This is a genomic window from Sunxiuqinia sp. A32, assembly GCF_052690465.1.
The window spans coordinates 34592-47635 of sequence record NZ_JBQYLI010000021.1; the positions used below are offsets into that span (position 1 = coordinate 34592).

7 protein-coding genes are annotated in these 13044 nt (G+C 34.6%); 6 read left to right on the forward strand and 1 reads right to left on the reverse strand.

Features of this window, described 5'->3' with window-relative positions; genetic code table 11:
• Positions 1 to 221: 221 nt before the first annotated feature.
• A complete protein-coding gene (locus tag ACUNWD_RS17775) occupies positions 222 to 4604 on the reverse strand; it encodes a cadherin domain-containing protein (protein ID WP_445589200.1) in 4383 nt (1460 codons plus the stop codon).
• 795 nt (positions 4605 to 5399) lie between these two features.
• Between ACUNWD_RS17775 and gmd the strand changes: the two genes are divergently transcribed.
• The 6 genes from gmd (at position 5400) to ACUNWD_RS17805 (ending at position 13035) form a co-directional block, all read left to right on the forward strand.
• Positions 5400 to 6557, forward strand: a complete 1158-nt coding sequence (gmd, locus tag ACUNWD_RS17780) for a GDP-mannose 4,6-dehydratase (RefSeq protein ID WP_445589201.1) — start codon at positions 5400 to 5402, stop codon at positions 6555 to 6557.
• Between the two features lie 33 nt (positions 6558 to 6590).
• Complete coding sequence (locus ACUNWD_RS17785) at positions 6591 to 7685, forward strand: GDP-L-fucose synthase family protein (protein ID WP_445589202.1); 1095 nt, start codon at positions 6591 to 6593, stop codon at positions 7683 to 7685.
• Positions 7686 to 7738: 53 nt separating this feature from the next.
• A complete protein-coding gene (locus ACUNWD_RS17790) occupies positions 7739 to 8089 on the forward strand; it encodes a VanZ family protein (protein ID WP_445589236.1) in 351 nt (116 codons plus the stop codon).
• A gap of 271 nt (positions 8090 to 8360) precedes the next feature.
• Positions 8361 to 9767: a sugar transferase gene (locus tag ACUNWD_RS17795; protein WP_445589203.1), complete on the forward strand. Its 1407-nt coding sequence runs from the start codon at positions 8361 to 8363 to the stop codon at positions 9765 to 9767.
• 52 nt (positions 9768 to 9819) lie between these two features.
• Positions 9820 to 10623, forward strand: a complete 804-nt coding sequence (locus tag ACUNWD_RS17800; RefSeq protein WP_445589204.1) for a polysaccharide biosynthesis/export family protein — start codon at positions 9820 to 9822, stop codon at positions 10621 to 10623.
• 54 nt (positions 10624 to 10677) lie between these two features.
• The gene (locus tag ACUNWD_RS17805) at positions 10678 to 13035 is read left to right on the forward strand and encodes a GumC family protein (protein ID WP_445589205.1); all 2358 of its coding nucleotides are present in this window, start codon (positions 10678 to 10680) and stop codon (positions 13033 to 13035) included.
• Positions 13036 to 13044: the final 9 nt, after the last annotated feature.

The window sequence follows — 13044 nt, forward strand, 5'->3', positions numbered from 1 at the left end:
ACCGCCCCGAGCGACTTTAACAGGCTAGCGCTTCTGTTATTAACGACTTTAGCGTTGTGAAGTTAACGCTAACTTGTTGTGTTTAATGGAGGTTGAAAACCTCCACACCCTTAGTAATTATCAAAATATAAAGTAAAAGGTGCTTTTACATAAAAAGGGAATGAGCGATTTCATTTGGCAAATCGCTCATTCCCTTATATTATAGTTAGGAAAATTTCTATTTATTGAATGATTAACTTATTCTGCTTGGTTTGACTCTCATTTATAAAGTGAATGATGTAAGTCCCCGTACTTAAATGAGTCATGTCAATTCGTTCTTCCAGGCTACCAAACATGGCAAAAATTTCTTTATTAGCAACCAGACTACCTTGCATATTATACATATTGATAATACAGTTATCTGCAATAAGGTTATTAGCCCTTATGGTAAAAAAACCATTTGAAGGGTTTGGGTAGAACGAAACCTCCATTGTTCCATTGTCTATGTCAGTTTCCACATCAGTTGTAACGTCATCCGTTTCTATTGGCAGGTTATTTTCTACAATATAGTTCGTGAATGAGTCAATTTCATTTCCAGACAAATCAAGTATAGCACTTGTACTGCTATCGTAACTAATGTAAATTTCATCTTCAAAATTAAAATCAGAATCCACATCTAGTCGAATTTCGTTCCCTTTAATACTAACTTTTTTTATGGACTTACTATTATTTACCGTAAAAGCAGAGATCAATTCGGTGCTTTTTAGAGTTGTTTCCTGAAGAGGTTCTGTATAATAAAGTGTAATTTGTTTTTTATTATTTCCCTTTACTTCTGCATTTACTAATTTACTATCTGCAATAACATTTACAGTAATATTTGCACGACTTGACAGCGGAGATAAACCATTATCTTTAACGTCAACGGCTAATATAATTGTTTGATTCGATGTTAACAATAGTGCTTTGTCTGTAAAGATTTCACCAGTATTTGGATCCATATAGAATTGATTGTCGGTATTACCGCTAACAATTGAATAAGTTAGGGTTTGTCCAATATTTGGGTCGGATGCAATTACTTGTCCAACAAGATCATTTGATTTATTATTCTTGCGAATTTCAAATGTCTGATCTGAAACTACAGGAGCCAGATTTACTTCCATGGTATTAATTGAAACAGTTACCTGGGCACTTGATGATAATGGTGTTGTTTCATTATCGGAAACTGTTACATAAAGTACAACGGATTTGTTCGTATTTGTTTCAATTGTTGAATTTGTATATAAATCTCCAGAGACTGGATCAATCATGAACAGTCCTTCATTATTTCCAGAGGTAATTGAATAGCTTATTTGCTGAGAGGCATCAGGATCTGAGGCAACTACTTTTCCTACAAATTCATTAGTTATCTTTGGCTGACTAATTTCAAAGTACTGATCTGAAATCGTAGGGGCTTGGTTTGTAGCTGTAGTTGATTCCTTGTCAGTTTGGCCGGTTGCCTCGCTATTTTGAACCTGAAAATATAATTCACTAATTTCAGAACTTGTTAATGCGTAGTTGTAAATACGAACTTCATCAATTAGTCCTGTGTAAATTAATGTTGGAGGAGTCTCGTCCCGACCAGCACCAATTAATAAATTATATCCTGCTCCCGATTCAATTAATCCTGTTGAATTAGCCTTCACTAAAACGGTATTATCCAAATAGATGATTTTTTGAGATCCATCATAGGTGGCAGTTAAATGATGCCAATTTCCGTCGAATAAGGCGGGGGCGACAACAGATGTCCACGAAGAGGAAGTCCCCGACGTTTTAAATCCGATTGTTTGATTATTTGTATGAATATACAAGGCAAATGAATCAAAATTTGGACCTCCATGCATAATAATCCCCTGGTAGCCGCCAGATGCAAGAGTTGGTTGAATCCATGCACTGAGCGTTACTTCATCCTGGATATTATCACCGAAACTTTTTCCCAGATTTATATAGGATGAGCCATTTAATTCGAGTCCATCCCCTTTAATTCCAATCGTTCGACTAACATTATTTATGATACTCCCGTCGTTTGATCCTTTTGAGTCAAGTACTGTTGAACCACTACCTTCTTCAAAAAGATATTCGGAAAAATCTGAAGATATTGCGGGGAGTGAGATCGTTACCGCGGCTGATTTATTAACTGAAATATTGCCAGCAGCATCTTTTACCCACGCATAAAGATTTTTTTCTCCTTCAGATGAAAAAGTATAGAATGCGGGTTGAGAGGATACCCAGTTTTCATCAGAACTACTTGGATTAACGTTGTTCTCTGATAAGAAATATCCATTAATTTGAACATTGTCTGTGGCAGTAAATGACTGAATATCTATAGTTAATGATGTTGAAGTAGATGGAATGCTAAAACCGGTAATGGTTGGACTGGTGGTGTCAATTGACTCAGAGGGGACTTGAGAACTGCTTTTTATGTTGATTTGAATATTTGCAGTACTTGACAATGGATTTACAGCATCATCAGTTACTTGCACTACCAAATTATATGAAAGATCACTTGTAAGTACTGAATTTGCAGTTGCCTTTATCACTCCTGACGATCGATCAATAGAAAATAGATTATCTGTATTGCCATCAATTATTGAATAACTTAAGCTTTGTCCTGCATCAGGATCTGATGCATTTACTTGTCCAATAAGCTGGTTGATGCTTATGTCTCCCTGTAAATCGAATTTTTGATCCTGAATTATTGGAGCTTGATTATCACTTTGCACCTGATCAAAATTGGTTCCAATTACGATTTTAGAGGTGAATGGTTCTAATGTGAATGAGTTTGAAATTACATTGCCAAAAATATCTTTAAATGTTCCACTTCCCAAGCTAAATATCTTGGTTTGTTTGGTGTCATTATAAAATAACTTTTCGTTTTCATTAGTGTCAAGTCTTAGACTTTTAAAAGTGGAACTTGCGTCTCTATAATTGTTTTTCCAAGTTAGCCAGTCGCCAAAGTTATTGAAAATGTTTGATGAATTGTAGTGATTTACATATTTATTATAGTCATATACTGGAGATGCACCATCTTCTTTGATGAAACGTTGTGGATCGTCTTGCCACCATATGAAATCATCAATTTCATTGTACGCATAGAATGTATTATTTGTAACGTAGCTGTCTTGTTCTTCCCCGCAGGAAAGCATCATTGCATTGCAGTTGGAAATGCTATTATTTTTCACTTCAATATTACCGGCAATATGAAGATATATCCCTGCGTTGCAATTGTGCACAGTATTGTAATGTATCTTAACATCATGGGTTCGATCATCCATGTATATTCCATATCCATCATCCCAATTATTCTTAGGATATCCATCTCTGTTACCAGTTGAGTTAATAACTAGATTATACATAATCTCAGAGCCGGCTGATGCAGGATTAGAATAATTTGAACCATTGTACGTATAAATTGCGCCACCATCACCAAGTGTTGACATTGCGTTATTAACAAAGTTGAACTTTACCATTGTTTTTTGACCATAAAAATTGATGCCATCATAACCTGTGTTAACTATGCGATTATGATTTATAGTACAATTGTCCGATCTAGAGAAAATTCCTGTCCCTACTTGTTGACCTTGAGCGATCTTATGCCAATTTGTTTGTAATCCGATATTTATTACAGTATTGTCTTCGATACTAGAATTAGGCGATAATATCCAAATGCCAGTTCTGTTAGAGCCTTCTATTAAATTATTACTTATAACGGTATTGTTAGAGCCTGAGCTGGGGAGATAGATGCCATATTGTTCTCCATATTTGATTGTATTCCCCAGAATAGAAACATAATCACTATTATTGTCAATTATTATACCCGAATTATTGCACTGCAATAAACTTAGTTCTTGAATAGTTATATAACTTTTAGATGAAATAGACATGCAAAAGTTATTAATTGATCCTCTAATTTGGTAGTTTGATGGATTATTATCGTTTTCAGTCCATAGATAAACGGTATTGTTTAGAGCGTCATAATACCATTCGCCAGCACTGTCTAACAATTCTAGCTTATTTGTAAGAATAAACCCGTTACCTGAAATTGGTACACTAGAACTTTGCAATACCTTGGAGACTACAGTATAGGCACTTGTTCTTTCGATATAAGATGCTCCAGTAAAGTTGATATTACTGTCAATGTCCTCATTGTTAATTGAGTATCCTTCGTTTGGATATCTTGCTAACATCATTCTTTCTTCATTCACAAATAGCTGTTCAATATTTTCATTAAAACTGGCTTTATAAATATTTCCAGAATGCAATGTCCATCCAGTAATTGTTTTTGAACCGTAAATTTTAGGTTTTTCACCAGTACCATAAGCACCATAGGTTATTGGGTTGCCAGATGTACCTGAGGCTTTAACCGTAATGGTGCCTTCCCATTCATCTCCCCTTTTAAAAAGTATTTTGTCTCCAGGACGCGGTGTGAAGCTATTCACTTTTGCCAATGTTTTCCATGCTTGACCGGTACTGATACCGGAATTTGAATCATTCCCCTCACTGCTGCTCACATAATAGCTGTTTTGTGCTAGAAGAGTTACAGGAAGCATTAAAAGAATGATAAAAATTAAATCTCTCGTCTTATTCATTTTCTTTTCTTTTTATTCTACATCAGATAATGTCTCGGTGATCAAACTGGCTTTTTCGCTGAGCGAATGGGTTGTCTTACTGATCAAGCTGCATTTCTAATGTGCATACCCTTTTGTATCGAAATACCCTATTCGGATTTCAATTTTTTTATTTTTTTTGATTGTTGATTAATAAGGAAATAGCCCGATGTATACCGGGATTTGATGATAAATTATTAATTAATGTGTTTTTGTTTTTTTTGATTGTCCTACTCATCGCATTCGTATTTTCAATATGAGTCTGTGCATGGCAATAGCTGTGCCATAACAATGATTAAATTGCAAGTGACAGCATTTTAGGTATTTAGCGTGCGTTGAACGTTGTGTGGGATTCTCAAATTGATAAAACGATTTTCAGAATGAGATTAGTCGATTATAAAGTGTTCTAGGCTTTCCCAACAAGTTAGAATAAATCTACGGATTCATAATGTTTTTAGTAAAAATACCCATTGGAATAATCGCAGTGTAGTATAATCTTTGGACTGGTAAATTTGATTTCGTATTTCTTAGAATTAACCTCGATTATCAGGTCCCATTCAAATTGACTTCAATTTATTTCAATCGTTTTTCTAAATTTGGAAAAAGAGAGAATAGATTTTTAGATAATGGGTGTTTTTACTAAATAAACAGTCTGGGGAAAACAATTGATCGATAATTAGCGTTCCAATTTCTAATTAATCTCATTATGTTTTTAGAAGAATTTTTCAGTCCCCAATAGGATGCAAAAAATATAAAATAAACAACTAAATTACGTCTATGTCAAAAGTTGCATTAATCACGGGTATTACCGGGCAGGATGGAGCCTATCTTGCAGAATATTTATTAAAGAAAAACTATGTAGTTCACGGGATTAAACGTCGGTCCTCGTTATTTAATACGGATCGAATTGATCATCTCTATCAAGATCCACATACTGATAACCGGAATCTTATTCTGCATTATGGAGATATGACTGATAGCATGAATATAACGCGGATTATTCAGGAGGTTAAGCCAGATGAAATTTATAATCTCGCGGCGATGAGCCATGTGAAGGTGAGTTTTGATACGCCTGAGTATACTGCAAATGCTGATGGAATTGGTACTTTGAGATTATTGGAAGCGATAAGGTTGCTTGGTTTAAATAGTACTAGAATTTATCAGGCCTCAACTTCCGAATTGTATGGTTTAGTTCAAGAGGTTCCGCAGACAGAAAAGACGCCATTTTATCCTCGATCACCTTATGCCGTGGCGAAAATGTATGCATATTGGATTACTGTGAATTATCGGGAAGCATATGGAATTCATGCGAGTAATGGAATATTGTTTAATCATGAATCACCTGTGCGTGGAGAAACTTTTGTAACGAGAAAAGTTACTAGGGCGGTGTCTCGAATTGCACTTGGAATGCTTGACAAGGTATTTATGGGAAATCTTTCTTCAAAAAGAGACTGGGGACATGCTAAAGATTATATAAGAGCAATGTATCTTATTCTGCAGCAAGATCAACCAGATGATTATGTGATTGCAACCGGTGTAACGACAACAATCCGAGATTTTATTCGCTTATCATTTGAAGAAGTTGGACTTGAAGTTTCCTTTAAGGGAGAGGGAAAAGAAGAAAAGGGATATTTAACTGGCATCGATAAAGATTTGTTTAAAGAAAGGGTTGGTGATTCATTTTTAGATGGAATAATGGCGCGAATGAGTTACGGAACAAATGAAGTTGTAAGCGTTGATCCGATGTATTTTCGTCCTACCGAGGTAGACCTTCTTATAGGGGATGCTACCAAAGCGCGCGAAAAACTGGACTGGATTCCGAAATATGATCTTGCTGCTTTAATTTCGGATATGATGAAGTCCGATGTAAAATTGATGCAAAAGGATTCATATCTGCGCGATGGTGGATATCGAATTATGAATTATTTTGAGTAGTTGTTACAAACCTGGAGAAAATCACTCGATTTGATGGACAAAAATAGTAAGATATATATAGCGGGTCATTTGGGATTGGTTGGTTCTGCCATCCATAAAAATCTGATACAAAAAGGGTATGGGAATTTTGTGCTAAGGTCATTTAGCGAGCTTGATTTGACTGATCAGGATGCTGTTGCTAAATTTTTTAAGAAGGAGAAACCAGATTATGTGTTTCTTGCAGCTGCAAAGGTTGGCGGGATTATGGCGAATAATATTTACCGAGGACAGTTTATTTATGAGAACCTAATGATTCAGAATAATGTGATTCATCAGGCGTATTTAGGCGGTGTGAAAAAACTCTTGTTTTTGGGAAGTACTTGCATTTATCCCAGAGAGGCTGCTCAGCCTATGAAAGAAGATAGCTTGTTGACTTCTCCCCTCGAGTATACAAATGAGCCTTATGCAATAGCAAAAATTGCAGGGATAAAGATGTGTGAAAGCTACAACCTACAATATGGGACTAATTTCATTGCAGTTATGCCAACAAATTTATATGGTCCCAATGATAATTTTGATTTGGAAAAATCTCATGTGCTTCCTGCGTTAATTAGAAAGATACATTTAGGGAAGTGTTTGGAAAACAATAATTGGGATCTCATTAGAGAGGATTTATCAGGAAGACCGATTGAAGGTATCGATGGGACATCGAGTGAAAATGAGATGTTAGAGGTATTGGGAAAATACGGATTGGTAAAGCATAAAGATGGAAATGTCTCTGTGGAAATTTGGGGAACTGGAAAGCCAATGAGAGAATTTTTGTGGAGTGAGGATATGGCAGATGCATGTGTGTTTGTAATGGAAAATGTCAGTTTTGATGATTTGATAAAGGTTTCGGAGATCGAAAATGGGGAAGTAAGGAATACACATATCAATATTGGCTCTGGGAAAGAAATAAGTATCCGTGATCTTGGTGCATTGGTTAAAAATATTGTGGGATTCAGCGGAGATTTAATTTTTAATATCAACAAGCCTGATGGAACTATGAGAAAATTGACAGATCCTTCTAAACTTCACCAATTAGGTTGGAAACACCAGGTGGAAATCGAGGAAGGGATCGCTCGGATCTATAATTGGTATCTCGAATAAAATATTGTGTGATTTATTGCTATTCTTTAAATTATAGATATATGTTGAAGATAATGTGGAAAACCATACTTGTAGTATGGTTTTTGTTTATTCTGTTTCTTTCTTTTTACTCTTTCAACAAAGTGAATGATACTTCATTCTTTCCACACTTTGATAAAGTCGTTCATTTTATCCTATACTTTGTTTTGGCAATGCTATGCTTGTTGTCGGGTGTATCAAGTGTCAGTAAGTCAGGCATTCTGGTTCTTGTTGTGTGTCTGTTTGCTATCGGGGGCGCAATTGAAGTATTACAAGGTGTGTTAACGACCGTTAGAACCGCATCTACTCTGGACTTATTGTTCAATATGCTTGGCGGGATAAGCGCAATAGGTATTTACCGTACTTTAAAATGTAGAAGAAATTAGCACTTTCGTCTGCTCTTAATCGACCTTCTGGAGATTTTCCTCAAAGTTCAGAAATCTAGCTATTTGTGGGTGGGTAATTTTACTACTTTGCACATTTTTATGTGTGAAATTGACATCTAAACCGTAAGTTTGATTGTTATTTAAATCGAACCAAAACACAAAGTTAGAATGTAGATAAGCCTGCATTTTCACAGTATGGATTAGTCCTTGTGAAAACTGAAATAAAATCAAACCAGTTGTCTAATGAAAATTCACTTTTAAAACTCAGGCTATGTTAAAGGAACGTGAAACAGTTATATCAAAAATCAGTGTTGTTCTGCAAGTGCTGATTACAATTTTTAGCTTCGCTATTGTTTGGTGGTTGCAGATTGGAATTTACGGTGCGAATGAAGTTCAATTGACTGAGTTCAATTTCTCAATAATAATCGTTTCATCATTGTGGTTTATATTACTTGATCAAACTGGTAACGGAAATTTGATTCGAATGACTAGTGGGTGGAAAGTATTTAAAGGGTATTTTCGTGCAATATCTATTGGATTAGGATTTTTGTTTGCAATAAATATTTTACTCCAATATTCTGCGTTGAGTATAGTGAATTTGATTTTGTTTACGACTATTAATATAGTTTTTCTGAATATATACCGATATCTGCTGCAAGTATTTGTTCGCTATTTCAGGAGGAAAGGTTATAATAGCCGAAATATTTTATTAATTGCCGATAATGAATCAAAAAGCTTTATTGATTTATTGATTCGAAATACTGATTGGGGTTACAGGATTTGGGCAATAATGACCAATAGTAGTTCCATAAATAGTGAATATGGTTCTGACTATAGAGTCATTATTCCTTCAAAAGATTTAAAAGATATTTTAGATCATGAAACAATTGATGAAGTTATATACTGCAAATCACAAGTGAATCATGAAGAGATTTCAAGACTTATTGCAGATTGTTCTGAAATTGGTGTAGGATTTCATCATCAAACAAATGTTGCTGTAAATTCTAGTTTACTAAAATCGCCTGCTACTCTTTTTAGTCAATTGCCTTTTGTGTCATATCGAACATCTCCTAATAATTACCTCGCGTTGAAGACTAAGGCAATGATTGATTTCTTCTTTAGCTTATTTGTAATTATCTTGACTTTTCCATTTTTAGCAATAATTGCTCTTGCAATAAAATTAGATGACGGTGGCCCAATATTTTTTAAACAAGAACGAGTTGGGTTAAATGGAAGACGTTTTTATGTTTTTAAATTTAGAACAATGGTTGCTGACGCGGAAGCTTTAAAAGCTCAATTGATGGGACAAAATGAACAGGAAGGACCGGTGTTTAAAATAGCAATGGATCCAAGAGTTACTAGAATTGGAAGATTTTTAAGAAAAACTTCGCTTGATGAGCTTCCACAATTTCTAAATGTTTTACGAGGTGAAATGTCTGTTGTGGGGCCAAGGCCTCCTATTCCTAGTGAAGTGGAAATGTATGAGAGATGGCAAATTAGACGATTAAGTGTTAAGCCGGGCATTACGTGCATATGGCAAGTGTCAGGTAGAAATAACATTAAGTTTGAAGAATGGATGAAGTTGGATATGAAGTACATTGATAATTGGTCAATTAAATTAGATTTTATTTTAGTTTTTAAAACTATTCGTGTGATGTTAATTGGAGATGGGCATTAATTTTTTTATCTTTTCGCCAGAAAACTAGAATGAATTTATTGGTCAATTTATTATGAGCATACGAAAACATTTTATTCATTATATCTTAGTAATGATGGTAGGTATAAGTTTCTTTTCATGTAGTTCGGAAAAGAAACTTACTTTTTTATATGATGTTAATACAGAGGCATTTTTAAATGGAGTTCCAGAGCCCCCCTCTACGTATATTATTCAGTCAAATGATAATTTATACATCAATATTTCAACAATAAACGCTGAGGTGAATGCGCTCTTTAGTCCAGGGGCTGGTAATTCAGGTTACAACAGACCTTATGAATCATTATCTGGACAATATATTAGTGGATTTTTAGTTGATGATATTGGAGAAGTTGAAATTCCCATTTTAGGGAAAATTAAGGTTGGAGGCTTATCTCTTAAAGAAGCAAAAGAAAGTATTCAGATTAGGGCCGATGAATACCTGAATGATGCGACTGTGCAGGTTAAGTACTTGAGTTTTAAGGTTACTGTGATGGGGGAGGTTCGGCAGCCTGGTGTTGTGTATAACTATCACAATAGACTTACTATTTTTGAAGCTATTGGCATGGCTGGTGGGATAAGTGAATTTGCATCGTTAGATAAAACTACAGTAATTCGTGAATATGAGGATGGTACTCAGCCATTTAAAGTGGATTTGACGAGTAAGAATATTTTCGAGTCTGAAGTGTTTTATTTACAACCCAATGATGTTGTTTATATTCAGCCTCAAAAATTAAAAAATGCTCGACAGAACGCTGCTATGTATACGTTATTTATGTCTACAATTTCTACATTACTAGTTATTTGGAGATTTATTGACACGCAAAAGAGTTCCAATTAGTTTTAATTGAACACTGTTTTATAATTGAAGCAGGAATATTTTTATTAATTACGTATGGTTTCAAAAATTGAAGAAATTAATAGAACGCTAGAGGAGAAAGATACTAGGTTAATTAAAGAGTTTCTTTATAAAATACTTCGTAAATGGTACTGGTTCGTTTTAGCTGTTATGCTTGGGGGAGCAGCTGGTTATTATCGCACAGAAACTACACCTTCAACATTTAGTTCAAACAGTTTAATTTTAATAAAAGAAGAAGATGCATCCTCTAATCTATTAGGGAATGTAAATCCTTTTATGTTTAAAAATAGGGGGAAGATTGAAAATTATATTGGAACGCTAACTTCCTATTCTTTAAATAGAAAAGCTTTAGATGAATTAGGATGGTTTTGTGAATGGTATATTGATAGGCCAATGCTTGATCAACAACTTTATGGGAATGAGCCATTTTCTATGACAATAGAAGCATCAAGTTATAATCTTCAATATACTCCAATATATATAAAATTAATCGGAGATAATCAGTACCAAATAAACGTCGATGCAACTGTTTTTCATAGAGGAAGGGAAATGGACCTTGTTTTTTCTCAAAAAGGAGAACTTGGGGTACCATTTGAAAGTGAGTATTTTAATTTTACTCTTTATGCAAAGGATTATCAAAAAGGATTTGATTACTATTTTATATTGAAGGATATGGATTATCAGACAATGAATTATATTTCATCATTGACTGTTGAGCCATTGCAGGATGGAGCTGATATGATAAATCTTCAGATTACTGATAATGTTCCCCAAAAGGCAGTTGATTATTTAAATGAATTAAACAGACAATTTATAAAGTATGGATTGGATGAGAAGAATCGTCGCTCAAGGAATACTATTGACTTTATTGATCGGCAGTTGTCTGAAGTGATTGATACTTTGGGAGCTGCAGGGCGTAATCTGACAAATTATCGATCAAAAAACCAGATTGTTGATCTATCTCAAGAAAGTGGATTAATCGTTCAACAGTTAGTACAATTAGATACAGAACGTTCCAAAGAAAAGAGTAGTTATGATTACTTTATTAATTTGAAAGAGTATCTAAATGACACGGAAAAGATGAAGCAAGTTGTGTCTCCCTCTGTGGTTGGAATTACAGATGCTTCGTTAAACAGTTTAGTTGTTAAGCTTTCTGATCTTTACAGTAGGAAAGAGGTTATTTCATATACAGCTAGTGAAAAGAATCCTACATATATTCTTATTGAGAGAGAGATTGAACTCGCTCAAAAGAGTTTGAGAGAAACTTTGGATAATTTGATTGATAATTCAAAGTTTAAGATCCAGAGTTTAGATGAGAGGATCGCTAAAATAAACTCTCAAATGTCATCTATCCCGCAAACTGAGCAGGATTTAATGAACATGAAGCGAATGTTTGATCTGAATAATGATTTGTACACATTCTTGCTTCAAAAAAGAGCGGAGGCAGCCATTAATCACGCTTCTAATCAGCCAGATGCCAAAGTGCTTGATCCCGCGAGAATAACTACTGTATACAAAGTTGGTCCAAGTCGGATGATTAACATGGCAGCTGGAGTTTTTCTAGGTGGAATGATACCATTGATTGTATTAATGCTGTCCAGTTATTTTAATGAAAAACTTACATCAGCTGAAGAAATAGAAGGTATGACTGAAATACCAATCATTGGAAATATTATTCATAATCCTTACTCAAATGATCCAATACCAGCAGTTAAGAATCCACGTTCTGCTATTGCAGAATCTTTACGTGAGTTGAGAACAAATTTAAGATTTCTGCAGCCAGATGGTTCTTGCCGTGTAATGAGTACTCATTCAGTTATACCAGGAGAGGGTAAAACCTTTACAACGCTTAACATAGCCACCATATTGGCAATGAATAATAAAAGAGTATTGTTAATTGATGCTGACTTGAGAAAGCCAAGTATACATTCATTTCTTGATCTGGAAAACAAAGATGGGTTAAGTACATATTTGGTTGGGGCAGTTGATTTAGATCAAATCAGAAAGAAAACAAAGGTTAATAATCTTACTTTAATACCAGGTGGCCCAATTCCTCCGAGTCCCAGTGAGTTGATTGAAAACGATAGATTTAAAGAGCTGCTAGATACCTTCAGGGATAAATATGATTATATTATCATTGATAATCCACCTTTGACTTTGGTGAGTGATGGAATCAATATGAGTTATCATTCGGATATGAATCTATTTGTATTGAAACAGGATTACAGTTCAAAGGATCAGGTCAAATTCTTGAACTATGTAACAAAGCAACGAAAGATGAAAAATCCTGGTATTGTGTTTAATGACATCAACACTAAGAAGTACGTTTATGCCGGATATTACGGTTCCAAGTATAACTACAAAAATAGCTATGGTCATTATTACCATAAATAGATATATTTG

Bases quoted from the DNA above. Each gene is read 5' to 3' on its own strand.
- ACUNWD_RS17775 (WP_445589200.1), bottom strand. From the start codon at position 4,604: ATGAATAAGACGAGAGATTTAATTTTTATCATTCTTTTAATGCTTCCT.
- gmd (WP_445589201.1), top strand. From the start codon at position 5,400: ATGTCAAAAGTTGCATTAATCACGGGTATTACCGGGCAGGATGGAGCC.
- ACUNWD_RS17785 (WP_445589202.1), top strand. From the start codon at position 6,591: ATGGACAAAAATAGTAAGATATATATAGCGGGTCATTTGGGATTGGTT.
- ACUNWD_RS17790 (WP_445589236.1), top strand. From the start codon at position 7,739: ATGTGGAAAACCATACTTGTAGTATGGTTTTTGTTTATTCTGTTTCTT.
- ACUNWD_RS17795 (WP_445589203.1), top strand. From the start codon at position 8,361: ATGTTAAAGGAACGTGAAACAGTTATATCAAAAATCAGTGTTGTTCTG.
- ACUNWD_RS17800 (WP_445589204.1), top strand. From the start codon at position 9,820: ATGAGCATACGAAAACATTTTATTCATTATATCTTAGTAATGATGGTA.
- ACUNWD_RS17805 (WP_445589205.1), top strand. From the start codon at position 10,678: ATGGTTTCAAAAATTGAAGAAATTAATAGAACGCTAGAGGAGAAAGAT.